This window comes from Noviherbaspirillum sp., from assembly GCF_036846085.1.
Classification (GTDB): Bacteria; Pseudomonadota; Gammaproteobacteria; order Burkholderiales; family Burkholderiaceae_D; genus Noviherbaspirillum.
In genome coordinates this window covers 1-23,755 of the sequence record NZ_DAIUCO010000050.1, presented here as the reverse complement: position 1 = coordinate 23,755, position 23,755 = coordinate 1, and the positions used below count along the sequence as shown (strand labels likewise).

The window sequence follows — 23,755 nt, the reverse complement described above, 5'->3', positions numbered from 1 at the left end:
TCGTCGGGCCCTCCGGCACGCAGGCCAACTACGCGAACAACCGCTATTTCCCGCGCACCGAACCATCGCGTTGCGGCGGCGGCAATTGCCTGACCACCGAGACGCCGGGATTGCAGTTCGCCGCCGGCGACTGGCGCAGCGGTGGTACCAACCCGGACATGACCTTCGGATACCGGCTGCACGGCGACGGCGACATGCATGCCGGCGACGGCGTGCCCGGCGGTACCGGACCCGGCGTACCTTTCCCGGGATCGAAGGGTTATCGCGAGTTCAACAACCGCGGCATGCAATACGGCAACCTGGCGAGCTGGTTCACCCAGGACACGGTGCAGATCGTCGAATGGACCGGCGGCTCCGGTGCACTTGAGCATAACAAGAACCGCCGCGGTGTCATTGCGTTCGGCGCGGTATCCGATCCGTCGATCGTGCCGACCACCGGTTCGGTCCGCTACAACGGCGACGTCCATGGCTGGTATGCGCCGAATGCGACCGATGAACCGACGCCGTTCCGCGGCACAGCGGCGGTGACGCCGAACTTCGCCACGCGCCAGGTGACGGTCGAGGTCTTCGGCGTGCGTAGCGAGGAAAACGGCGCAGCGCTGCCGATCTCCTTCAACACCACCATCGCAATGGGCGCAGTCGGGCAGAACGTCGCTAACTACATGACCGGCGTCATCAGCAGCGGCGCGCTCACCGGCGGTCTCAGCGGACGCTACTTCGGACCGGTCGTCGCACCGGGCACCCCAAGCGCCGGTCCGGCCGAAGTCGCGGGCGCGCTGCAATTGTCCAATTCCGCCACCGGCGCCACCGTGGTCGGCGGCTTCATCGCGAGGAAGCAATAAGTCTGGTAGCCTGCCGGAAGACATAACCATGATAACCATGCGCCGGCAGGCGCTGCAGACCACGGAGACGACATGAGCGAACTTGCAGGAAAAATTGCCTGGATCACGGGCGCGGGCACTGGCATTGGATTGGCGGGCGCACAGGCGCTGGCAGCCGCCGGCGCAACGGTCGTGCTGTCCGGCCGGCGTGCCGACGTTGTCGAGACGGAGGCCGCGGCCATTGTCGCCGGCGGCGGCAAGGCCGAGGCGATGGCGCTCGATGTGGTTGACTCCGATGCGGTGGCGCAGGTCGCCCGGACCATCCTCCAGCGCCACGGCGCGATCGACATTCTCGTCAACAGCGCGGGCCTGAACGTGCCGAACCGTTACTGGAAGGACCAGACGACGAGCGGCTGGAACGAAGTCGTCCGCATCAATCTCGATGGCAGCTACTACTGCATCGCCGCCGTCCTGCCGGCTATGCGCGAGCGGCGGGACGGCCTCATCATCAATATCTCCTCCTGGGCCGGCAAGTACACTTCCGCCATCACCGGACCCGCCTACAGCGCGGCCAAGCATGCGGTCGTCGCGATGACCGAAAGCCTCAACATGGAAGAGTGCATGAACGGCATCCGCGCCTGCGTGATCTGCCCGGCCGAAGTGGCGACGCCGATCATGGAAAAACGCCCGGTGCCGCCGTCCGCCGAGGAGCGGGCGCGCATGCTGCAACCCGAAGAACTCGGCCGCGCCATCCTCTTCGTCGCCGGGATGCCGGCCCATGCCTGCGTCAATGAAATCACCATCAGCCCGACGTGGAACCGTGCATTCCCCGGGCCGGCGACCGCGAAATAAATCCGAAAACGGTCGTCTCCCGCACCGCACAATTCCAGCCCATCCCATCCATTCCCCGTCGTCGTTCCGCCATCCGCAGCGGACTAGGGCGGGCGTCCTTTCCTGTCCCGCGTCCGGAAGAAATGTCATAGGCAGGTAACCCGCCTGTCATATAGTCCGCCCGGAAGTCAGGCGGGATGCGGCTCCGTGCCGGGACCGCGGCGCGAGAGTGCGTGACCTTGGTCAAATATCAATGCTATTATTCTTGTCAATAATCAAATAACTTCAGGGAGGCAGGGAAATGGCGACCAACGGCGCATCGATTCCGGCAGCGACTGCCGGCTGCCGTGCCGGCATCCTCCTGCCGACCTAGCGCCATCGCCATGAACGCCGTCGATGAGCTGCCCATCCTCGAGCGCCTCAAGAAGGTACGTCTTCCTGCCATTCCGCAGGTCTTAGCCCAGTTACTCGAACTCTCCCGCCAGGACAATGCCGGCATGCCGGAAGTGGCCGCCGTGATCCGGCGCGACCCGGCCATGACCGTCCGCATCCTCGATGTCGCCAGCGGCCCGATGTACCGGCGCGGCCGCACGGTGCTGAGCCTGGAACAGTCGCTTCTGACGATCGGGATGAACATGGTCCGGACGATCGTCATCAGCGAGTCGGTGCTGAATGCCTTCGATGATGTCCCCGGCCTGTCCGTCTACGACCTGCGTTCGTTCTGGGCGCATTCGCTGACGGCTGCCGTGGCCGCCCGCGAGATCGCCGTCCGGCTCGGTTATCCCCGTACCGAGGAGGCTTACCTTGCCGGACTGCTGCACGACGTCGGCCGGCTGGTCCTGCTGGGGGCGGCGCCCGCGGACCGGGCCAGCCACCTGCTGGGCAACGAGGACGACGCGCTGACCGGAAGCGAAACCCTGTTCATGGGCATGACGCACGGGCAGGCGGGCGCCTGGGTCGCCGAGCAATGGAAATTCGATTCCTTCATCGCCGACAGCATCCGCTATCACCATGAAAGCGATGCCAAGCTGCACGCCACCCATCCGCTGCTGCGCATTGTCGCGCTCGCCGACCAGATCGCCGCACGACCGCGCAATGACGCGCGGATCATTGCGGTGGCGGCGCTGTGCGGATTGCGCCCCGAGCATCTCGATACCATCGAACGCACCACGCGGGCGGAATCGGGAAAGCTCAGCGAGCACGTCGGCTTCGACATCGCGGCGGTGGAAAGCAGCCCGGTTCGCCTCATCGCTCCCGAAGGGCAGGCGCAACCGGCGCGCGCCGCGATCGCCGCGCACATGCAGGACATGGTGCTGGCAAGCGCGCTATCCCAGACGTTCGGCGCCATCGACGAGAAGACGAGCGTGTACGACGCGCTGACCCGCTCGGCCTGCGTCCTCTTCGGATTCCGCCAAGCTGTGTCGTTCACCGTCGACAAGGCCGAGCGGCTTCTGCGCAGCGCGGGCGGCGACGCGGCCGCGCTCATGCTGTCCGAATTCAGCGTGCCCCTGTCCCCGCAGGGACGCATCACCGACGCGCTGCTGCGCAAGCAGGTCATGTTCCTGACCGCCGCATCCGCCGGCACGAGCATCTTCGAAGACCAGTTATGCCGGCTGCTGGACACGCGCACCATCGTCGTCGTTCCGCTGGCGCAGGGACATACCTATTCGGGCGTGATGGTCGCCGCCGTCGACGAAGCCGCCATTCCCGCGCTCAAGACCAGGACGGAACTGCTGCGGATTTTCGGCGAACATGCCAACAAGGCGCTGATGAAGGTGAAGCACACCGGCGCGAGGAAGTCGCCGGAAGCGGAAGCGGCGGTCGAGGAGTACCGCACCGCCGCCCGCGCCATCGTGCATGAAGTTAACAATCCGCTGTCCATCATCCGCAACTACCTGACGGTCCTCGACCGGAAGATCTCGCGGAAGGAATCGGTGGAATCCGAAATCGGGGTGCTGCAGGAAGAGATCGACCGCGTCACCCAACTGGTGGAAAGCTTCGCCGAACTGGAGCCCGGTCCTCAGACGAAATCGGCCGATCTCGCGGAAACGGTGACCGACGTCGTCAACCTGCTTTGCGACTCCGAGTTTGCGCCGGCCTCCGTCAGCATCGCGCTGCACCGGATGGCGCCGACGGTGCAGGTGGCCTGCGACCAGGGCGCGCTGAAGCAGATCTTCCTCAACCTGCTGAAGAATGCCATCGAGGCATTGGACGGCAAGGGCCGCATCGACATCAGCTATCACGGCGTGACCAGCCAGGACAACCGCCAGTTCGCATCGCTGAGCGTCAAGGACAACGGACCGGGCATACCCGCCGACGTGATGGCCCGCCTGTTCACGCCGGTGCGGACGCAGAAGGGCGCCGACCACAAGGGGATCGGCCTGTCGATCGTTCACAACCTGGTGACGAAAATGGGAGGACACATCCACTGCAACAGCGGAACCGGCACCGTATTCGAACTGCTTCTTCCGCTGTCCTCCCAACCCTCCAACCCGCGCGCTGCCGCGCGTTAAAGCAAGGTTCACATGGTCCAGATACCGACACCAACCGCCATGGCTACGGCGCTGCGAGGAATACCGGTCAAGACCGCGCCCGCCGCGCCGCGCATCCTGATCGTTGATGACGATGTGCGGATGGCCCGTTCCGTGCAAGCGCTGCTGTCGGTGTTCAACTACCGGCTCGAAGTCGTGCATTCCGCGTTCGAGGCGCTGGAACGGTTGTGTTCCGCCGAATACGACCTCGTGCTGCTCGACCTGCGCATGCCGGGCCTCGACGGCCACGGGGCGATGGACCTGATTGCCGAAAAGGGCATCGACGTCACCGTCATCGTCGTCAGCGGCGAACGGGATATCGACGCGGCCATCGGTGCGATCAAGCGCGGTGCGTACAACTATCTGCGCAAGCCGTTCCGCCCGGAGGAATTGCTCAACAGTGTCGCGCAGGCAGTGCAGAAGCGGCAGATGGAAGCCGAGCGGCGGGAAATGCAATACCAGCTCGAATGCTCGGAGCGCCTGTACCGCTACCTGATGGACAGCCTGCCGGACATCATCTATACGCTCGATCCGGAAGGCAACTTCACCTATGTGAACGATCGCGCGCAGCAGCTGCTCGGCTTCGAGCGCGAGGAGCTGGTGGGTTCCCACTATTCGCGGATCATGCACGAGGAGGATCTCGAAAAGGCCCGCTACGTGTTCCAGGAGCGGCGGGTAGGGGACCGGGCGTCGCGCAACGTCGAGCTGCGGCTGAAGTCCAGCAACGCACTGGCCGAGCAGCGGTATTTCGAAAACACGGTGCTGACGATCTCCTTCAATTCAACCGCGCTGTATGCGTTCGACGAGGAAAAGAACCGCAAGGAACTGTTCGGCACCTTCGGCGTGGCCCGCGACATCACCGAGCTCAAGCGCGCCGAGCAGCGCATCTCCTACCAGGCGTATCACGACGTGCTGACCGACCTGCCGAACCGCGCGCTGTTCAAGGACAGGCTCGACCTTGCCGTCATCCATGCGAACCGCAACGGCAGCGCGCTGGCGGTGATGTTCGTCGATCTCGACGGCTTCAAGCTGATCAACGATACACTCGGGCACCACAAGGGCGACCAGTTGCTCCAGCAGGTGGCGATGCGCATGCGCAAGCAGCTGCGCGGCGGCGACACGCTCGCCCGCGTCGGCGGGGATGAATTCACCCTGCTGCTGCCGGATACCCGCACGCAGAAGGATGCGGCGGGGATCGCGAAGAAGTTCCTTTGGTCCCTCGAGCAGCCGTTCGACCTCGACGGGCGCGACGTGCATCTGACCGCCAGCATCGGCATCGCCATCTATCCCGACGACGGCAATACGATGGAGGACCTGGTGCGGCATGCGGACATCGCGATGTACCAGGTGAAGACGAAGGGCAAGAACGGCTTCGGCTTCTATGAGAAATCGATGGAGGTGGCGGCCAACTACAAGATCACGCTGGCGCAGACGCTGCGCCACGCGATCGAGGAAAACCAGCTCGAGCTGCATTACCAGCCGCAGGTGGATTTCCGTACCGGCGAGATCGTCGGCGCCGAGGCGCTGATGCGCTGGAACCACCCGGAGCGTGGGCAATTGCCGGCCGGCGACTTCCTGCCGTTCGCCGAGGAAAACAATCTCATGCTGCCGTTGTCGGCATGGATGATCCAGATGGTGTGCCGCGATCTGCAGAAATGGAATGCCGCCGGCAAGCCGGTCTCCCGGGTGTCGATCAACCTGTCGCCGCAATGCCTGGACCGTGGCGACACGGTCCAGAAGCTGGCGAACGCGATGACCCGGTACGGCATCGCGCCGGCGCAGCTCGAAGTCGAGATCACCGAGAACGTCTGCATCGGCAATCCGCAGCAGGCCTTGCTTCACCTGAACAAGCTGGCCGACATGGGCATCGGCATCGCCATCGACGATTTCGGCATCGGTTATTCATCGCTCGCCTACCTGCAGCGCTTCCCGGTGAAGACGCTGAAGATCGACCAGTCGTTCGTCAGGGATATAGTCGACGCCGACGGACACTATCCCGTCGTGCTGGCGGTGATATCGATTGCGCGCAGCATCGGCCTGAACGTCATCGCGGAGGGCGTGGAAACGGAAATCCAGGCCCGTTATCTGCAGCGGGCCGGATGCGACACCATGCAGGGATTCCATTTCTACAAGCCGCTCAACGCGGCAGGGTTCGATGCGGCGATCAATGCCGCAGCCCGGAGGCCTGCTCCGGTCACGGTGCATATCTGACCCGAGGGAATTTCATCGACGGCGTTCGCATGCCGGTACGCTCCCGGCGCAGAGCAGGAATGAAGACCGCGTAGCTGGCATCGGCCCCCGCGCCTATGCGCCCTGTCCCTGGAACAGCATCAGCGCGCCGTCAACCACGATGGTCGCGCCCTGGATGTACCGCGCCTTGTCGGAAGCGAGGAACACCGCCACATGGGCTATTTCCACCGGCTCGGCGGCGCGTTTCATCGGAATGTTATTTTCCTGCCGCTTGCGTTGCTCCGGGTCGTCCATCGCCTGCTGGTTCATCGGGGTGAGCACCATGCCCGGCGCGATATTGTTGACATTGATGTTCTTCTCCGCGAGCTCCAGCGCAAGCGTGGTCGTCAGGTTGCGCAGGCCGCCTTTCGAGGCATCGTAAGCCGCGGCGCCCGCGCGCGGAATTTCCTGGTGGACGCTGGTGATGTTGATGATGCTGCCGTGCCTGCCGCTTCCCTCGATGCCGCGGATGAACTCGCGGCAGCAGTAGAAGGGGCCGTACAGGTTGGTCCTGAGCGTGATATCCCAGTCGTCGTCGGTCATGTCCCTCACCGGTTTTCCCAGGGCATTGACACCGGCATTGTTGACCAGGATGGTCGGCATGCCGAGCGAGTCCCTTACTTGCTTGAACAGATTCTCGGCCTCGGCGGGGTTGCGCTGATCGAGTTGCAGTACCGCGCATTTCCGGCCAGCCTTTTCGACTTCCTGCGCCGTCCGTTCGGCCCCCTCGCGGTCACGGAAGTACACCGCCACCACATCCGCGCCTTCCTTCGCGAATTCGATGGCCGTTGCCTGCCCGATGCCTGAATCGGCCCCGGTCACGATGGCGATTTCGTTGGCAAGTCTTTGTTCTGTCATGAAGGCTCCTGGTGGCTGATATGAATGAACACGACAACCGCTTCGATGCGGTCACCAGGGTCGTGGTTCCTTGCAGGACGGCGTGTGCTGCCGGAAGGCAAGGGAAGAAAAGGTGGAATGGTGGCGCGGCATTGAAATTGCTTTTGCGTAGTCCATGCACGTAGGACGTGTGCCGCGATGCCGTCCCACCGGAACAATCAAGGAGCAGGTTATGCCAGGAAAGCGCAATCTTTCGGAAGTACTACTCAAGGGTGCCGTGGCCAGTATCGCCGGCGGACTCGCCATCAAGTTGCTATGGGAAGCCGGGCAGCGGACTCTGGTGGCGGAGAACCGGCGCGTGCCATCCCCAACGACAGATGTGGTAAGGACGCTGGCGGCACGCAAGGGCATGGCGCTGACGCCATCCCAGGAACAGGCGGCGGCCGGCGCCATCTATGGCGCGACGATGCTTGCCTACGGGGCACTCTACGGAATCGTGCAAAGCCGGTTTCGCCCGGACCCTGTCGCACACGGGCTACTGCTCGCGGGCATCATGTACGCGGCCAACTTCCCGTCGTTCGGTGCGCTTCCCAGGTTGGGAATATTGCCCAGCCCACGGGAGCAAACCGCGGAGGAAACGGCGATCCCGATCGTTGCGCAGGCGGCGTATGGCCTGGTGACGGCGTATGTGTTCCATGCGCTCGACCGGGATCGCGATGCGCTTTCGCATGAATCCTTTCCGCCGCTGCCGTTTCTCCCGCCTTCCCGGGCAATGGGCCAGAACCTGCCGCCATGAAGATTATTCACGCCGGAAAAATCCGGCGTGCCGCGCAGATCAAAACGATCATGGCGCGCTTGCAAGTGGCATCTCTCTTGCATCGCCTCGGGCCCCGGCATCCGCATGCCGGAAAGCATATTGCCGGACGCGCCGTTTAAAGCGGTGCCGTCCCACCTCGCCAACAAGTCGTCAACCGCGGTGAACCACGAAAGGCGAAGCAGAATAATGCCTGATCGCCGTCGGCGACCTGACACATTGGCGCAACCCTGAAAAAGGAAGAAACTCATGAAAGCAGTTGTGTACAAGGGCCCTCGCGATGTAGCGGTCAACAAGGTTCCGGACGCCAAGATTGAAAAGCCCACCGATGTCCTCGTAAAAATTACCACGACCAATATATGCGGGTCGGATTTGCACATGTACGAGGGACGGACCAGTGTCGAAGCCGGGAAGATACTCGGGCATGAAAACCTGGGTATCGTCATCGAGGCCGGCAGCGCGGTCGAGCGAGTTAAGGTGGGAGACCGGGTCTGTCTTCCATTCAACATTTCATGCGGCTTCTGTGAAAACTGCGAACGCGGATTCACCGGCTTCTGCCTGATAGCGAATCCGGGGAACGCCGGCGCCGCATACGGCTATGCCGAGATGGGCCCCTATTCCGGCGGCCAGGCGGAATTGCTGCGGGTGCCATACGCCGATTTCAATTGCCTGGTACTGCCGCCGGGTGCGGAGGAAAAGGAAAACGACTATGTCATGCTCTCGGACATCTTTCCGACCGGTTATCACGCCACCGAGCTTGCCGGCATGAAGCCGGGTGATTCGGTCGTCGTGTACGGCGCCGGCCCGGTCGGCCTGATGGCGGCCTATTCCGCGATGATCAAGGGCGCCAGCAAGGTCATGGTCGTCGATACCCACAAGGACCGTCTTGCCCTCGCCGAGAAGATTGGCGCCATTCCGATCGATCATACCGACGGCTCCTGCATCGACCAGATACTGTCCATGACCAATGGCCAGGGAGCGGATTGCGGTTGCGAATGCGTAGGCTACCAATGCCATGACCATACCGGCCATGAAGTACCCAACCTCACCATGAACAATCTTGTGCAATCGGTCAAGGCGACCGGCGGCATCGGCGTGGTGGGCGTATTCATGCCGGAAGATCCGGGCGCCGCGGATGCACTGGCGAAGAAGGGACAGATCGCGTTCGACTTCGGCGCGTTCTTCACCAAGGGACAGCGCATCGGTACCGGGCAGGCAAACGTCAAGGCCTACAACCGCCGGCTGGCGAACCTGATCGCCGCCGGCAGGGCCAGTCCTTCCTTCATCGTTTCGCATGAGCTGCCGCTGGACCGGGCCCAGGAAGGCTATGAAAATTTCGATGCGCGCAAGGACGGCTGGACCAAGGTGGTGCTCAAGACCGGCGCTTAGCGTTCTTCCGGCCTGACCGTACTGCAGGCGCCAGGGGCATTGCCTCCGGCACTGCGTTCGGAAGGCCACGCTTTGTGCCGCATGCAGGTCGCTTCGGCCTCGCCCGATATGATGGCTTATGACGCACTGGCGGAGAACGCATCTTCGATTGCCGCGCCGTCACCCACCGCCTTGCCGCTCACAACCATATTGCCTGTGACAAAGTGCGCATGGCGGCGTGTACCGGCGACACAATAAAATCTTCGACCCGGAGGTAAATCATGAGCGATGAAGGACGCAAAAAGTTGGACCAGGCATATGAAGGCCTTGAGCGGGAAACGCCCGATCGGGTGTCCCGTGCCATTCGCTGGTTGCGCAAACCCGAATCACGCTGGATCCGGATTCCGCTCGGCCTGCTGCTGATTGCCGGCGGCGTCTTCGGCTTCCTGCCGGTCCTCGGGTTTGAATTCATCCCGCTGGGATTACTGCTCATCGCCCAGGACGTGCCGTTTCTGCGCGAACCCGTGGGCGCGTTCACGCTCTGGCTTGAGCACAAATGGGTGGCGCTGCGGCAGTGGTGGCAGCAAAAGCGGCAGCATTGAGATGGTGGGATATGCGATTGAGTCGGATCGTGTAACCTAACGAACTCTCCGGCTGGAGCCCGACGGCACCACCGTGCGTCTCGATCGCATCAATTTAATCCAAGGAATAGCATGCCCGACCTTTCTTCCTTTTCCATTACCAAAAAGTGGCCCGCGACCCATCCCGACCGCCTGCAGTTGTATTCCCTTCCCACGCCCAATGGCGTCAAGGTATCGATCATGCTGGAAGAGACCGGGCTGCCTTACGAACCCCACCTCGTCAGTTTTGAAAGGAACGACCAGACCTCGCCGGAATTCCTGTCGCTCAATCCCAATAACAAGATACCGGCCATCCTCGATCCGGACGGACCCGGCGGCAAGCCGCTCGCCCTGTTCGAGTCGGGCGCGATCCTGATCTATCTTGCCGAGAAGACCGGCCGGTTCATCCCGCAGGATGCCGCAGGACGGTACGAGACGATCCAGTGGCTGATGTTCCAGATGGGCGGCATCGGGCCGATGTTCGGCCAGCTCGGCTTCTTCCACAAGTTTGCCGGCAAGGATTATGTAGACAAGCGGCCACGCGACCGTTACGTCGCGGAGTCGAAGCGGCTACTCGGCGTGCTCAACCAGCGGCTCGCGGACCGGACCTGGCTCATGGGCGACGACTACACCATCGCCGACATCGCCACCTTTCCCTGGGTGCGCAACCTGATCGGTTTCTATGCGGCGGGCGACCTCGTCGGCATACAGGATTTCCCGCATGTCACGAGGGCGGTCGACCTGTTCGTCGCCCGTCCCGCGGTGGAAAAGGGCCTGTCGATTCCGAAGCGCGACTAGGCTGCCGCATATCCGCTGCCGTACGTCCGCTCTACCAGTGAGCATGTTGTCGAATCGGGGTTCAATGACCACAAGCCGGCCTTAGTCGCGGGCCGGCCTGGCCGGACAGGGTGATTCATTCGTTCGAGCCAGGGGCAAGGTTTTAGGCAGCAGGTGTCTGTCGCATCGGCAGCAGCGGTATTTTCGTCATCCTGGTCGGAATGCGTCGCACGTTGCTGGCCGGCTGGTTTTGGCGGGAAGCCCGCCCACGTTACTTTGGCCATGTCTGTGAAACGCTGGACGGGAAACGCGAGGACTTGTTCCGGCAAACCGGGGGAAGCCTTTTTCTCAAACATCGAATACTCGCAACGACGGGTAGTCAATGTCCCGTGCGTTACTGCGGCTCCGAACGGCAGGCCGCAAGCATATCCATTCCACTCCGGTATGCATCGCTTCGCGTCTCCATGGCGCCGAGCAGGGTGTGATAGATATTGTCGTGGCTGAATTGCAGCGGCAACTGGCGCTGCAGGCATGAATGATCCACCTTCATCCTTTGCGCATATCCGTCGGACATCCAGGTCATGAGCGGAATCCGCTTCTGCTCCTCGGGGGCAACCGGATACGGTGCGCCGTGCAGGAATATCCCTTTCTCTCCCAGCGATTCGCCATGGTCGGAAACATAGATAAGTGCGGTATCGAAGCGATCTGACGCTTTTTTCAGCACCTCGATTTTTTCCGCAAGCACGTGATCCGTATAAGCGATGGTGTTGTCGTATGCATTGCGGACTTCTTCGAGGCTGCACGAATCCAGCGCATTGCTGTTGCAAGCCGGTTTGAAGATTTCAAATGCCGGCGGATAGCGCTTGAAATACGCCGGTCCGTGGCTCCCCATCTGGTGAAACGCGATCAGCGTATCGCCATTCAGCCCGGCGATACGCCGCTCCAGTCCTTCAAGCAGGATCTCATCGAAGCAGGATTCATCATTGCAGAGATGCGCCGGCCCGCGCTCGGTGAGGGTGAAGTGGCGGACCCGTGCGCTGAACATCCTGCTGCCCGAATTGTTCGCGCGCCAGTCAATATGGATCCCGGCCCTTGCCAGGACGTCGATCGCGTTCACCTCGTTTCGTGCGTTCGCTGCGCTGAACCGTTCGCGCCCGGTCGAAGAGAACATGCAGGGCAGGGCGACGACCGTGGCGGTGCCGCAGGATTCGACATTGCGAAAGTAAAGAAGATTACCGATCTCGCCGAGCCTGGGATTGGTGCGGCGCGCGTAGCCGCCGAGCTGGAAATTCGCGTGCCGGGCGGTTTCGCCGACGACAAGGAATACCAGCAGCGGCTTGGCGCCCGCCGGCTTCTCGACGCGCCGTGGTGTGCCCGCCTGACCTGCACCGCCGATGTCCCCGATTCCCTGGATGCTCGATTCCGCAAACTGAACCGCGCCATGCACCGCCGCGCCTGGAACGGAAAAGTAGTGCAAATGCTTATGCTCCGATACAAAGTCATTGAATCGGGAGGTAAAGGCCGTTACGGCGATCGTCGCGAAAACAAGTGCCGCCGCAAGGAATGCACCCCGCTGCCGCAGGTGCTGGCGCGGGGCCAGCGCCGGCATCCGGGTGCCCCCGACGAGGAACAGCGGCAGCACTCCCAGGCCCAGCGTGTACAAGACCAACCGCGGGCTGACCATGGACAGCGCTTCACCCCGGTTCGCATGCACGAGGCTGCGGATCATTTCCCTGTCGATGGCGATTCCGAAGCTGTCGGCGGAAAACGATGCCATCGCACCGACCGGAAAAAACAGGCCGGTCACAATCAGCATCAAGCGCGTTCCGGGAATCAAGAGCAGTGCGGTTGCGTAAAAAAGCAGCAACAATATGCCAAGCGAAAGAAGAAACAGCGCGTCCTGGAGATTGCCTTGCCAGAAGGCAGCAATCGTCTCATGCCAGAAGCGGTAGTTGAAGAGCGCGATAAAAAGGCTGGCGAAGAACAATGCAAACGTGATCGGCGAGCGAAAGTGTATCTCGACGATTCCCTTGTTCCTCTCTGCACCTTTCATGCTTGCATGCGCGCTTTCGCTAATTCAATTGGGACCTGTATTTACGGCAATCCGTTCATGCACTTAATGCATCGCCATGAGGCTTGAGACGCTGTTACGGCGGAAAATTTCCACCCATCCAGTTCTTCTTTAGATATATATCAATAGCTCTGTCCATGACATACACAAGAGGCTCAAAGCACGCGTATTTATGGAGGTAGTCACATTACAATTTGAAAAGCTTCGATCATCCTGATCCGTGAAATCCATCGACTACGAAACGCGAGGGACAATGCTGGCCATCAATGCTCTTGATTATGCTGCGACCGACTGGATTGCGCAGACACGGCTGATGATCGACGATCAGCTTGATCATCATTTAAGTCTTGGACAAACCTCGCCAGTCTCCGAAGCGATGCGTTACAGCGTACTGTCAGGAGGCAAGCGGATCCGCCCGCTGCTCACGATGGCCGTGTCCAAGTACCTCGACTGTGCGCCGGCGCATACCATCGATGTGGCATGTGCGATCGAGATGATTCATTCCGCTTCGCTGATCCTGGATGATCTGCCTTGCATGGACAACGACAACGTGCGGCGCAACCGCGTATCGACCCATGTGAAGTTCGGTGAAAGCCTGACCATCCTGGCGGCGGTATCCCTGCTGACCCACAGTCAATGCATGATCGCTTCACATAAAAGCCTGCCGGGCGAACTCCGGCTGAAGCTGATCAGGCTGCTGTGCGATACGGTCGGCGCGCAAGGGCTCTCGCTCGGCCAGTACATCGACCTCAACACGAAGATCGAGGCGACCAGTCCAGCCGCCATTTCGGATATGCATCACCTCAAGACCGGCGTGCTGTTTGTCGCTGCCGCGAAAGCGGCCTGCCTGGCTGCGGATGCCGCGCCTGAAAAGCAGGAGCAGGTCATGCACTTCACCACCAATATCGGCCTCGCATTCCAGCTCCTGGATGACATCAAGGATGCGGATGCAGAGGAAACGAACCTGGTCACCAGGATAGGGGTGACGAGTGCGCAGCGAAAAGTGCGCGAGTATCTTCAGGCAGCCAACATCGCCATTGAAGGAGAGCCGAACGCCGACGTGCTGCAGAGTTTCGTCGGCGAGTTTTTCAGAAAAGTCTGACTTGCGTGCCTGGCGCCGCCAGGGCGGCAGCCGATCCGGTCAAACTTTCCGCACACCGGCCTTTGCCGGCAGGAAGTCCGGGTACTGCTTGTGAGGCAGTCCGTATCAGGAGCTCGCCTTGGTCCACAGTCCTGTACGTCCCGCGGATTTATTCCGATCTCTGTGGCCCACCGCATTCACCGCAACAAAGAAGCCACGGCATAGATGCCATATCTTCCTGCCGGAGGAAATCTGCGTGCGGCCGTTCCATGCATCCACGCCGGCGGAATGCACCCGCAGGCCGATGTCCCGGTAGATCAGAAGGGCGCTGGCGATTGCCCAGGCGCAGCGCCACGGCAGTTGCGACATTCCTATCCGCGCCGACGCATAGTAGTGCTCTGCAAACTCGACGAGTTCGCAGGCTAGCCCATGCAACGCCGCCCGGTGTTGCGGGAGATGGATGTCCTCTCTTGGAATTCGCATGCGCTCCAGCCATTCTTCCGGCAGGTAGCAGCGCCCGATGCGCATGTCATCGATGACGTCGCGCGCGATATTCGTGAGCTGGAAGGCGATGCCGAGATCGGCCGCACGGTGCATGACCTCGCGATCCTTCACACCCATGATCTGCGCCATCATCACGCCCACCACGCCGGCCACGTGATAGCAGTAATGCAGCGTGTCGTTCAGCGTGGAAAACCTCGCCTCGGTGGCGTCCAGCGCAAAGCCGTCCAGCAGGTCGAACAGATCGCGCCGCGCAATGCCGTGCTTGCGCACCACCTGCTGCAGCGCGGCAAATGCCGGTATATCGCTCGACTGGCCGTCGACGATACGCGCGGTCTCGGTCTGCAGCAGGCGGAGCCGTTCGAGCTTTTCCTCGCGATCCAGGGTCCGCGATCCGTGGCCCAGGGTCTGTCCGTCGATGACGTCGTCGCAGTAGCGGCACCACGCATACAGCATCGTCACGCTTTGCCGCGTGTCCTTGTCGAACAGCATGGCCGCTTTTGCAAAGCTCTTCGAGCCCTGCTTGATCGTCATTTCACTGTAAGAGGCAAGATTCTCCATCACGCTGCGCTCCGGGTGAGTTGCTCGTCGAGGATGATGCGCGCGGTCGCCTTCGCCGACCCGACCACCCCCGGTATGCCGGCGCCGGGATGGGTGCCGGCGCCGACGAAATACAGGCCCTTGATCTGCTGGTCCTTGTTGTGCGTGCGGAAGTAGGCGCTCTGCCACAGCACCGGCTCCAGCGAGAACGCCGAGCCGACATGCGCGTTCAGCTCGTCGCGGAAATCATGCGGGGTAAAGATGCGGGCGGTAACGAGGTCCTTTTTCAGTCCCGGAATATAGTGCCGTTCCAGGTAATCGAGGATGCGGTCGCGATAGCGTGGCCCTTCGGTGGCCCAGTCGATGTCGGCGTTGCCGAGATGCGGGACCGGCGCCAGCACGTAGTAGGCGCTGTGGCCAGGCGGCGCCAGCGACGGGTCGGTGACGGTCGGGGCATGGAGATAGAGCGAAAAATCCTCGGCCAGCTTGGTGCCGTGAAAGATATCTTTCAGCAGTTCGCGGTAGCGGGGGCCGAACAGCACGGTATGGTGCTGCAGGTCGCTGCGCTCGCCTTTCAATCCGAAGTAGATGACGAACAGCGACATGCTGAAGCGCTTCTTCTTGAGACTCGCCGCTTTCTTCTGCGCCTGGGTATTCTTGCGCAGCATCTTGTCGTAGGTATGAACCACATCGGCATTGCTGGCACAGAACAGGCAGGGAATCTGTTCGCCCGATTGCAGCCGCACGGACGCGACGCGCCCTTGCTCCACGACGATTTCGTCGACATCGGCATTGAGCCGTATCTCGCCGCCCAGCTCCCCGAACAGCTTCAGCATGCCCTGGATCAATGCGCCGGTGCCGCCCTGCGGAAAGTAGACGCCCCACTGCCGCTCCAGTGCATGGATCAGTGCATAGATGGAGGAGGTCTCGAATGGATTGCCGCCGACCAGCAGCGAATGGAAACTGAAGGCCTGGCGAAGATGCGGGTCCTTGATGAAGCGCGACACGATGCCATACACGCTGCGATAGCTTTCCAGCCGGATGAGCTGTGGCGCGACGCGGATCATGCTGCGGAAATCGGGAAAGGGAACATGCCCGAGCTTCACATAGCCTTCCTCCAGGACGGCTTTCGAGTAGTCGAGGAATTTCCGGTATCCCTGCACGTCGGAGGGAGACTTGGCGCCGATCTGCCGGTCAAGCTCTGCCTGGTCGTTGACATAATCGAAGCGGTAGCCGTCCTCCCAGCACAGGCGGTAAAAAGGACTGACCGGCAGCATGCGCACATAGTCGTCGAGACGATGCCCGGACAAGGCGAACAATTCCTCCAGCGCCGTCGGATCGGTGATGACCGTCGGTCCGGCATCGAAGGTGAAGCCCTGGTCGTTATAGACATATGCGCGGCCTCCCGGCTTGTCGCGCTTTTCCAGGATGAGCGTCGGGATGCCGGACGACTGCAGCCGCAGCGCCAGCGCCAGCCCGCCGAAGCCGCTGCCGATGACGATCGCTTTTTTGACGTTGGCTTTTATGATGGTTCCTTTCCCATGTTGACCATGGCTTTCACCGCTCCCCATACGGGCACCGGCGGCTTGCCGACCAGGATGCGGCATTTATCGGACAGCGTCGGCTGCGCGGCGTAGAAGCGCTCGATGAGCTGCTGCGGCAATTTGTAGAATCGCTGCAGGAGCCGGTAACGCTGCGCCGGCGCGCTGGCGAAGAAAAGCATCCGGTTCAGCAGGCGCATGAACAACTGGCCGTGCCATTGCTGCACTGAAAAATCACGGATATGGCGGTAGACGGACTCCGCATCCAGCGTCTTCATGGAGGCGATGCCGTCGGCCAGCCGCACGGCGAAAAGCAGCGAATAGCCGGTCGTGGCGTGAAAGAGGGCGGCGCGCATGCCGCTGCAGGGCAGCGCATCCGTCTTGTCTTCCCAGAAGCGTTCGATGTCGCCGGACAGCGCGATCGGCAGCACGCCCGATTCCTCCCGCTCCACCACGGCGCCCTGCCAGCCGCGGCTGTCCATGTAAGCGCGGATGTTGTTCCGGATGGCCGGAAGGTCGAGATCCGGCGTCGTGCTGTAGTAGGTGTCCTCGACCAGGATGCGGTCCTCGCCGAAGGGCAGGGTGTAGACAAAACGATAGCCGTCGTGCTGGGCCACGGTGGCGTCCATGATGACCGGCAGAGCCTGCCCGTGCGGATGACGCAGCACCACTTCATGGCCGACGAATTTCTGGTAGGCATAGCGCATGTGCTCGGATGCGGCATGGCCCCGGCCGTCGATCACCGCATGCGCATCGTAGAGCCGGCCATCGATGCGCACGCTGTTCCTGCCGACGTCGGCGACCGACGCGTTCAGCCGGAATGCGCCGTCCAGCGCCTCGCTCACCACCGCATGCAGCCGTTCGGAACTGATGCTGTAGCAGCTCGTATCCAGCGTGCGGCGATGCCCCGGAAAGCGCACTTCGTAGGCAGGCCATGTCCTCACGATCAGCGGCGCAATCCAGGCATGCTGCGCCGGCGTCAGGTCGCGTTCATAGAAGGACCATGTGTGGTTGCCGCCGATCCGCGCTTCCTTCTCCACCAGCAGCAGGCGCAGTTCCGGCCGCAGCTGGCGCAGGCGCCATGCGATGAGGCTGTTGGCGAGGCCGCCGCCGACGAGGATAAGGTCATGCATGATGGAGCCGCTCCTCGATCACATCGCATGCCCGCTTCACGCCATGCTCGGCACGGCTGGAGTCGGCCAGCGCGACGGCCCTGTCCCGCATCGCCGCGGTGGTCATCGCCTTTTGCAGCGCCCTGCGCAAGGTGGCATGGCCGGGCCGGCGTTCCCTGACGAAGACCGCCGTGCCGAGGCGGCTCAGGCGCATTGCATTGTCGAACTGGTCATGCGCATGCGGCACGACGACTTGCGGCTTGCCCGACTGCAGCGCCTTGAAGGAAGTGGCCACGCCGCCGGAATGCACGATGACCGCGGCATGGGGGAATATCCGTTCGAAAGGGGCGTAGTCGATGCGGAATGCCCAGTCGGGCAACGGCGCATCGAAGGCGGCGGATGCGGCGAGTCCGCCCATCACGAGCAGTGCGCGCATGCCGAGCGACCCGGCCGCCTTCAGGCTTTGCTGGTAGAAATCGCCGGCGTCATTGCTCGATGCCGACGACAGGGTGAACACCGCCAGCGGGCGCGATTTCCGGCCGAGGAAGTCCTGCAGGTCCGCGGGCAGGGAAGCGTTTTCCGGGAGATACAGCGCCGTGCCGGTCTGCACCGCCGATGCCGGCCAGTCCGGTTGCGGACCGCCGAGAAGTGGCGAGAACATGGCCATCACGCAGTCGGGCGAATGCTGGCCTTCGTACATCGGATGCTCCTGCCGCGCGATCCCCAGTTCCTGCCGGAAGTCGATGACCGGTTTCACCCATTCCTCGGTGTGCTTCTTCACGTAATGAAATACCCGGCTGTGGAATTCCGGCGAGCGTCCGCACAGCCAGGGCAACAGCGGAACGGGCAGGTAGTTCGGCCGCTCGTGCACCGAGAAAAAGGACATCGGCTGCAACACGGCCGACACCCAGCGTATACCGGTCTTCGCCGCAACCAGCGGCGCCGCGAGCGCCATCAAGGACTGGCTGACGAGCAGGTCCGCGCCGCGTGTCGCCTGCGCCAGGTCGTTGTAGCTGGTGCGTATGGCGGGACCGAGATAGTCTTGGTAGACGAACTGGCCGCCGCTCTTCGGATGCATGTATTTCGCATGGAAGGCGGGCGTGTTCTCGGGGTCGGGGCGCATGTGGCGAAAGCCGAGGCCGGCCTGCGCCACGTGCGGCTGATGCAGGGCGCTGGTGGCGACCGTGACGCGATGGCCGCGCCGCTGCAGCTCGCAGCCCAGGGCGAGGAAGGGGTGCAGATCGCCGAGCGAACCTGTCGTGGCCAGGACAATGTGACGCTGCCCGGCGGTCATGGCGACGCCGCCTTCCGGATCGACGGCAGGCGCCACCACGGCACGCCGGGTTGCAGGTGATGCTCATGGTGGTAGCCGAAATGAAAGCAGGTCAGCAGCGACAGCAGGTAACCGAACTGGTTGCTGCGCGAATTGTGGTGATCGGGAAAGTGCGACTTCGCCAGCGTGTAGGTGTGGCGATGGGGAAGATAGGTGCCGAAATAGAAGAGCTGGAACGACGACAGGATGCCCGGCACGGCAAAGAAGAGCAGGATGTTCTCCAGTCGGGCGCCGAGCAGCATGTAGACGCCGACGCGCGTTGCCATGATGATCAGCTCCCGCTTGCCGAAGTAGGTTTTGAGGAAGCGGCCATACCAGGCAAGGGGCCGGCTGGGGGTATCCGGCGCGAAATCGGGATCGTCGGCCGATCCCGGGTTGCGATGATGGGCGTGATGCTTCGGCCGCAATTCGCGGAATGAAAAACCGGCATACAGTGCAACCGCCAGCGCGCCGATCCGGTCACCCGCCTGGCGGTTGCCCGGCCACAGCGAGCCATGCATGGCATCGTGGGCAACGATATACATGCCGACCGACAACCAGGTCAGCAGCAGGATCAATCCGAGCGACAGGAGCAGGCGCGACAGGTCGGCGAAGAACACGCCGTAGATATGCAGGCCGATCCATGCGCCCAGGATCACCACCGAGAGAAATAGTCCGATCCATGTTTGCCTGCCGGCACTCATGACTCTTGCCTTCTGCCGCGCAGTTCGTTACGCAACGCATCCACCGGCGGCGTATAAAGAAAGCCGAAGGATACGGCACCTTCGCGTGTCCGCACCGCATGATGCAGGTGATGCGCGGTTTTCAGGCGATGCAGATAACGGTTCTTCGGCTGCCACTTCACCGGCAGCCGACGATGGATCAGCACATCGTGAAGGATGCTGTACAGCAGTCCGTAAAGCGTGATGCCCAATGCCACCCACCACAGCGGCGCGTCGGTACCACCGCCCACCGCGAAGAGCGCGATCGTTGCCGACGCGAATACCACCGCGTACAGGTCGTTCTTTTCCCAGCGCGCGGATTTGCCCGGCAGGTGATGCGACTGATGCCAGCCCCAGCCGATGCCATGCATGACGTACTTATGGAAGAGCGTCACGGCGAATTCCATGATGAGCAGTGTGGCAACGACGATCAATATGTTGGAAAGCTTCATGCCGGGCGATGTGGGTTCAGCCGGGTTTTGCTTGAACGACCGGCGCTTTTTTCAGTGGATACTCGTATGCCGCCATGCAACTCGGCTGCCGGCGCTGCGTTGACGCCTGCGGGAATGCCGGGTTTTAAAATACTGCATTTCTGTCGTAGACAAAGGATCAGCTCATGCAAATATGATGCTGATCAAATGAATTGATTCCCCGGCAAATGGATGGTGCCGGCTGACGGGAAAAAATAATGCTGAAAGCATGATGGCCGTATGAGATAGCCGGCTCTATTCCGTTTCCTCGCAACGCTGACATTGGTCGATCCGATGATTCGATTGCTCGATCCAAGCCGCGCGGAAAAGAATGCCATGCACCTGCGCATGACACCCATAAGAACCATACCGATCGTGGATTCCGCAACAGCTTAAATTGCATCCCCTCATCTCTTCTTTATATTAGCTGGCAAGGAAAAACGTATGCGTTCCCTGCAGAAACTCGTATATCGCAGTTCTGCGCACTCTTGCTTTACTTTGGAACAACGCTGATCGGGTAGACAGTAAGTGTAAGTATCGGTGCGCATACGCGATTGCCTCATTCGACATACCTAGCACGAAGGGATGCGGTATCGAACCGTGTCGTCACGGTAGTGTCAGATTCGCATTTGCATCTTGAATAGCACGATGTTCAATGGCATACATGAAGCAATGTGCCATCCCGCCGGGTTGTCCTAATTGGAGATACTTATGCGTACGATGAAGGCTGCCGTTTTTGTTGAACCGGGAAAAATCATTCTTGATGAAAAGCCGATTCCTTCGATTGGCCCTGGCGAAGCCCTGGTCAAGATCACGACAACGACGATATGCGGTACCGATGTCCATATTCTCAAGGGCGAATATCCAGTCGAGCCGGGCCGCATCGTCGGCCATGAACCGGTGGGCGTCATTGCAGAGTTAGGCGCTGGCGTTACCGGATATGCGATCGGTCAGCGCGTCGTCGTCGGTGCGATCACACCCTGCGGGCAATGCCACTCCTGCCTGGACGGTCATCAAGCCCAATGCGGCGGGAAGGCGATGGGCGGCTGGCGCTTCGGCAATACCATTGACGGCTGCCAGGCAGAGTACCTGAAGGTGCCGTTTGCGATGGCGAATCTGTGTCCGGTGCCGGACGGACTCACTGACGAGCAGGTGCTGATGTGTCCCGACATCATGAGCACCGGCTTCGGCGGCGCGGAAGCCGGCCGCATCAGGATTGGCGATACCGTCGTGATTTTTGCTCAGGGTCCGATCGGCCTTTGTGCGACCGCCGGTGCACGCCTCAAGGGCGCGAGCCAGATCATCGTCGTCGATTCGCTCCCCGAGCGATTGGAGACCGCAAAGCGAATGGGGGCCGATATCGTGCTTGATTACAAGCAGGTCGACCCTGTCGCCGAGATATTGAAGATCACGGGCGGGCGCGGTGCCGATGTGTCCATCGAGGCGCTTGGCACGCAGCAAACATTCGAAAGCTGCCTGCGGTCGCTCAAGCCGGGGGGCACGCTTTCCAGTCTGGGTGTCTATTCGGGCAAACTGGAATTGCCCCTGGATGCATTTGCTGCAGGGCTGGGCGACCATACACTGGTTACGACGCTTTGCCCTGGCGGCAAGGAGCGAATGCGGCGGCTCATGAACGTCGTTGCCTCACGGCGAGTCAATCTTGAACCGCTGGTCACGCACCGTTTCAAGCTCGACGAAATCGAGCAGGCGTATGAATTGTTCGCCAATCAGCGTGACGGCGTATTGAAAGTCGCAATTACGCCCTGATTTCTCTGTAGTACTATCCTCAATACAGATAAATCAATCGAAGGACTGTAATGAAAACTCTCGCTCTCGTCGATGGTTCCGCCTGCTCCGGAAAAGCCGTCGAATATATCGCGACGCACCAGGATGGCTTTCAGGGAAAGGATGGCGTTCATCTTTTGCATATCCATCCACCCGTGCCGGGTGGCCTTGCCAGATCGATCGTCGGCACCGACGCCATCAATGCGTATTACGAAAGCGAATCGAAGGCAGCTCTCGCGCCGGCCGAAAAAATATTGCGGGATAAGGGCATCCAGTACCACGCTGCTTACATGGTGGGTGATATCCCCGAGCAGGTTCAGGCTTATGTCACGCAGAACGGCATAGAGCTGATCGTGATGGGTTCCCACGGGCATGGGGGATTCAAAAGCTTTGTCATGGGTTCAGTTGCAACCAAGGTGCTCACGACGGCTAGCGTGCCGGTGCTGATTGTGCGCTAATTGGCGCGTCAACTGTTTCTCTCTGTTCCGCGTGCCAAGTCGTCATCTCGTCCATGAGATGCTTGTGATTCCGATTATGAACGGCACCATGTTTGTGGGCGATCGCCGCCTGCATACCGCTGCAGATCGCCTGCATTTATTTGCCCGCAATGTGGGCCGTCTTTGATTCCACGGCATGACATTATTGGAATGGAGCAAAGTAATAGCTGCTGGCTTGGCCTTTGGATTGCCATCGCACTGGACTGATTCGTTTTTGGTCAGATCAAATTTACTTCCCGATCACGATCAAGCTTTCAGCCATGCCAGGAGTTCTGTTCCGCAAAACTACATCAGATCAATCCCGAAGCGGCGGACGATCAATGCAAACACGGCAAAGCACGCCACCGTAATGGCAATGCACAGACCGAGAGTCGGCCAGAAGCCCAATCGTGGCAGCAGCGCCGGAAAGGCCAGAAACATCGGTAGCGTTGGAATTACGTACCAGAACGTGTACCAGGCATGGTTCGCTACTTTGGCTTCCGGCTGGTTTTCCAGGTGAAGCCAAATGAGGGCGATGACGGTTACCAACGGCAGTGCCGCCATGAGCGCCCCCAACTTATCGCTTCGCTTGGCCAGTTCGGATACCAATACAACGACTGCCGCCGTGATCAAATATTTTGTGATGAGCCACGCCATGATGTACTCCGGTCCGGTTGATTTAGCGACGTTATAAAACTAACCATCCTATTCACCAGGCTGGTTGCCGGCAGCACAGTATTTCCTTGCCTTCTCGCAGCGGCAACGTAAGCATCGCTACTTCGCTTGAGGAAGGCTTTGCAAACATCACAGTAGGGGATAACGGTTCTGGCATTCCGGCTGAAATGCTTGGATCGATTTTTGATCTATTTACGCAGTTGCCGCGTTTATTGGCAAGATCCGAGGGCGGTTTGGGTATCGGCCTGACACTCGTCAAGCGCATCACCGAGATGCATGGCGGCACTGTGACGGCTTCAAGCAGTACAGAAACAGGAACCACTTTCACTGTGCGCCTCCCGCTTGCCGAGGTTCGTATGCCCGAGCAGTTCTCAACTCCAACGAAATCGGTCAATAAACTAGCCTCTGGACGCCGTGTGGTAATCATTGACGACAACTAGGGCTCCAATCACATCCTGCATACGACGGCCCAAGCGGTCTGAAGCTGGTAAAAGCGTTTGCTCCAGAGGCAATTGTGCTTGATATCGGTTTGCCTGAAATGGACGGATATGAAGTTGCGCGACGATTGCGGGCAGACGATGAGGCAAAAGACACCTTTATTGTCGCGCTCACCGGGTACGGACAGGAGAGCGACGTCATGC

General features: G+C 61.0%; 21 protein-coding genes and 1 pseudogene. 13 read left to right on the top strand and 9 right to left on the bottom strand.

All coding sequences use genetic code 11. The features are described from left to right. The 4 genes from V7080_RS08320 to V7080_RS08305 form a co-directional block, all read left to right on the top strand. The coding region (locus V7080_RS08320) for a hypothetical protein (protein WP_334187927.1) at positions 1-842 on the top strand (842 nt) is incomplete at its 5' end. A gap of 72 nt (positions 843-914) precedes the next feature. Continuing rightward, complete coding sequence (locus V7080_RS08315) at positions 915-1,673, top strand: SDR family oxidoreductase (RefSeq protein ID WP_334187926.1); 759 nt, start codon at positions 915-917, stop codon at positions 1,671-1,673. 362 nt (positions 1,674-2,035) lie between these two features. Beyond that, a complete protein-coding gene (locus V7080_RS08310; RefSeq protein ID WP_334187925.1) occupies positions 2,036-4,165 on the top strand; it encodes an HDOD domain-containing protein in 2,130 nt (709 codons plus the stop codon). A 12-nt stretch (positions 4,166-4,177) separates the two neighbouring features. Further along, complete coding sequence (locus tag V7080_RS08305) at positions 4,178-6,394, top strand: putative bifunctional diguanylate cyclase/phosphodiesterase (RefSeq protein ID WP_334187924.1); 2,217 nt, start codon at positions 4,178-4,180, stop codon at positions 6,392-6,394. Between the two features lie 93 nt (positions 6,395-6,487). Here the strand turns inward: V7080_RS08305 and V7080_RS08300 are convergent, their stop codons facing one another. Beyond that, positions 6,488-7,270: an SDR family NAD(P)-dependent oxidoreductase gene (locus tag V7080_RS08300; protein ID WP_334187923.1), complete on the bottom strand. Its 783-nt coding sequence runs from the start codon at positions 7,268-7,270 to the stop codon at positions 6,488-6,490. 211 nt (positions 7,271-7,481) lie between these two features. Here V7080_RS08300 and V7080_RS08295 point away from each other — a divergent pair, with 211 nt between their 5' ends. The 4 genes from V7080_RS08295 to V7080_RS08280 all read left to right on the top strand — a co-directional run bounded on the left by V7080_RS08295 (position 7,482) and on the right by V7080_RS08280 (position 10,849). Beyond that, entirely contained in the window at positions 7,482-8,045 is a 564-nt protein-coding gene (locus V7080_RS08295) for a hypothetical protein (RefSeq protein WP_334187922.1), read from the top strand. A 267-nt stretch (positions 8,046-8,312) separates the two neighbouring features. Then, entirely contained in the window at positions 8,313-9,452 is a 1,140-nt protein-coding gene (locus tag V7080_RS08290; protein ID WP_334187921.1) for a glutathione-independent formaldehyde dehydrogenase, read from the top strand. Positions 9,453-9,712: 260 nt separating this feature from the next. Then, entirely contained in the window at positions 9,713-10,033 is a 321-nt protein-coding gene (locus V7080_RS08285) for a hypothetical protein (RefSeq protein ID WP_334187920.1), read from the top strand. A 111-nt stretch (positions 10,034-10,144) separates the two neighbouring features. Then, entirely contained in the window at positions 10,145-10,849 is a 705-nt protein-coding gene (locus V7080_RS08280; RefSeq protein WP_334187919.1) for a glutathione S-transferase N-terminal domain-containing protein, read from the top strand. Positions 10,850-11,222: 373 nt separating this feature from the next. Here V7080_RS08280 and V7080_RS08275 read toward each other — a convergent pair whose 3' ends face one another. Continuing rightward, positions 11,223-12,881, bottom strand: a complete 1,659-nt coding sequence (locus tag V7080_RS08275; RefSeq protein WP_334187918.1) for a phosphoethanolamine transferase — start codon at positions 12,879-12,881, stop codon at positions 11,223-11,225. 238 nt (positions 12,882-13,119) lie between these two features. Here V7080_RS08275 and V7080_RS08270 point away from each other — a divergent pair, with 238 nt between their 5' ends. Continuing rightward, the gene (locus V7080_RS08270) at positions 13,120-14,001 is read left to right on the top strand and encodes a polyprenyl synthetase family protein (protein ID WP_334187917.1); all 882 of its coding nucleotides are present in this window, start codon (positions 13,120-13,122) and stop codon (positions 13,999-14,001) included. Positions 14,002-14,106: 105 nt separating this feature from the next. On the opposite strand, the gene V7080_RS08265 is transcribed toward V7080_RS08270, so the two are convergent. From V7080_RS08265 to V7080_RS08240, 6 genes are read right to left on the bottom strand one after another with little or no spacing between them, the layout of a single operon-like run. Further along, the gene (locus V7080_RS08265) at positions 14,107-15,042 is read right to left on the bottom strand and encodes a phytoene/squalene synthase family protein (RefSeq protein WP_334187928.1); all 936 of its coding nucleotides are present in this window, start codon (positions 15,040-15,042) and stop codon (positions 14,107-14,109) included. Then, positions 15,042-16,592 carry a phytoene desaturase gene (locus V7080_RS08260; RefSeq protein WP_334187916.1) on the bottom strand — a complete coding sequence of 517 codons (1,551 nt, stop codon included), beginning with the start codon at positions 16,590-16,592 and terminating at the stop codon, positions 15,042-15,044. The genes V7080_RS08265 and V7080_RS08260 overlap by 1 nt, the downstream gene beginning before the upstream one ends. Continuing rightward, complete coding sequence (gene crtY / locus V7080_RS08255) at positions 16,544-17,695, bottom strand: lycopene beta-cyclase CrtY (protein ID WP_334187915.1); 1,152 nt, start codon at positions 17,693-17,695, stop codon at positions 16,544-16,546. Before crtY ends, V7080_RS08260 begins: the two co-directional genes overlap by 49 nt. After that, positions 17,688-19,004 (bottom strand): glycosyltransferase, encoded by a 1,317-nt coding sequence (locus V7080_RS08250; protein WP_334187914.1) that lies wholly within the window; start codon positions 19,002-19,004, stop codon positions 17,688-17,690. The genes crtY and V7080_RS08250 overlap by 8 nt, the downstream gene beginning before the upstream one ends. Next, the gene (locus tag V7080_RS08245; RefSeq protein ID WP_334187913.1) at positions 18,965-19,690 is read right to left on the bottom strand and encodes a fatty acid desaturase; all 726 of its coding nucleotides are present in this window, start codon (positions 19,688-19,690) and stop codon (positions 18,965-18,967) included. The genes V7080_RS08250 and V7080_RS08245 overlap by 40 nt, the downstream gene beginning before the upstream one ends. After that, positions 19,687-20,160, bottom strand: coding sequence for a beta-carotene hydroxylase (locus V7080_RS08240; protein WP_334187912.1), 474 nt, complete (start codon positions 20,158-20,160; stop codon positions 19,687-19,689). Before V7080_RS08240 ends, V7080_RS08245 begins: the two co-directional genes overlap by 4 nt. Before the next feature lie 729 nt (positions 20,161-20,889). On the opposite strand from V7080_RS08240, the gene V7080_RS08235 reads away from it, so the two are divergent. After that, positions 20,890-21,945 carry an NAD(P)-dependent alcohol dehydrogenase gene (locus V7080_RS08235; protein WP_334187911.1) on the top strand — a complete coding sequence of 352 codons (1,056 nt, stop codon included), beginning with the start codon at positions 20,890-20,892 and terminating at the stop codon, positions 21,943-21,945. Positions 21,946-21,995: 50 nt separating this feature from the next. Beyond that, positions 21,996-22,421, top strand: coding sequence for a universal stress protein (locus V7080_RS08230; protein ID WP_334187910.1), 426 nt, complete (start codon positions 21,996-21,998; stop codon positions 22,419-22,421). 324 nt (positions 22,422-22,745) lie between these two features. Here V7080_RS08230 and V7080_RS08225 read toward each other — a convergent pair whose 3' ends face one another. Beyond that, the gene (locus tag V7080_RS08225) at positions 22,746-23,096 is read right to left on the bottom strand and encodes a DUF3147 family protein (RefSeq protein ID WP_334187909.1); all 351 of its coding nucleotides are present in this window, start codon (positions 23,094-23,096) and stop codon (positions 22,746-22,748) included. 86 nt (positions 23,097-23,182) lie between these two features. Here V7080_RS08225 and V7080_RS08220 point away from each other — a divergent pair, with 86 nt between their 5' ends. Both V7080_RS08220 and V7080_RS25380 read left to right on the top strand, forming a co-directional pair. Then, entirely contained in the window at positions 23,183-23,554 is a 372-nt protein-coding gene (locus V7080_RS08220) for a sensor histidine kinase (RefSeq protein ID WP_334187908.1), read from the top strand. Between the two features lie 17 nt (positions 23,555-23,571). Continuing rightward, positions 23,572-23,755 (top strand): annotated as a pseudogene (locus V7080_RS25380) (response regulator); the annotation flags it as partial.

Bases quoted from the DNA above. Each gene is read 5' to 3' on its own strand.
- V7080_RS08315 (WP_334187926.1), top strand. From the start codon at position 915: ATGAGCGAACTTGCAGGAAAAATTGCCTGGATCACGGGCGCGGGCACT.
- V7080_RS08310 (WP_334187925.1), top strand. From the start codon at position 2,036: ATGAACGCCGTCGATGAGCTGCCCATCCTCGAGCGCCTCAAGAAGGTA.
- V7080_RS08305 (WP_334187924.1), top strand. From the start codon at position 4,178: ATGGTCCAGATACCGACACCAACCGCCATGGCTACGGCGCTGCGAGGA.
- V7080_RS08300 (WP_334187923.1), bottom strand. From the start codon at position 7,270: ATGACAGAACAAAGACTTGCCAACGAAATCGCCATCGTGACCGGGGCC.
- V7080_RS08295 (WP_334187922.1), top strand. From the start codon at position 7,482: ATGCCAGGAAAGCGCAATCTTTCGGAAGTACTACTCAAGGGTGCCGTG.
- V7080_RS08290 (WP_334187921.1), top strand. From the start codon at position 8,313: ATGAAAGCAGTTGTGTACAAGGGCCCTCGCGATGTAGCGGTCAACAAG.
- V7080_RS08285 (WP_334187920.1), top strand. From the start codon at position 9,713: ATGAGCGATGAAGGACGCAAAAAGTTGGACCAGGCATATGAAGGCCTT.
- V7080_RS08280 (WP_334187919.1), top strand. From the start codon at position 10,145: ATGCCCGACCTTTCTTCCTTTTCCATTACCAAAAAGTGGCCCGCGACC.
- V7080_RS08275 (WP_334187918.1), bottom strand. From the start codon at position 12,881: ATGAAAGGTGCAGAGAGGAACAAGGGAATCGTCGAGATACACTTTCGC.
- V7080_RS08265 (WP_334187928.1), bottom strand. From the start codon at position 15,042: ATGGAGAATCTTGCCTCTTACAGTGAAATGACGATCAAGCAGGGCTCG.
- V7080_RS08260 (WP_334187916.1), bottom strand. From the start codon at position 16,592: ATGGGGAGCGGTGAAAGCCATGGTCAACATGGGAAAGGAACCATCATA.
- crtY (WP_334187915.1), bottom strand. From the start codon at position 17,695: ATGCATGACCTTATCCTCGTCGGCGGCGGCCTCGCCAACAGCCTCATC.
- V7080_RS08245 (WP_334187913.1), bottom strand. From the start codon at position 19,690: ATGAGTGCCGGCAGGCAAACATGGATCGGACTATTTCTCTCGGTGGTG.
- V7080_RS08240 (WP_334187912.1), bottom strand. From the start codon at position 20,160: ATGAAGCTTTCCAACATATTGATCGTCGTTGCCACACTGCTCATCATG.
- V7080_RS08235 (WP_334187911.1), top strand. From the start codon at position 20,890: ATGCGTACGATGAAGGCTGCCGTTTTTGTTGAACCGGGAAAAATCATT.
- V7080_RS08230 (WP_334187910.1), top strand. From the start codon at position 21,996: ATGAAAACTCTCGCTCTCGTCGATGGTTCCGCCTGCTCCGGAAAAGCC.
- V7080_RS08225 (WP_334187909.1), bottom strand. From the start codon at position 23,096: ATGGCGTGGCTCATCACAAAATATTTGATCACGGCGGCAGTCGTTGTA.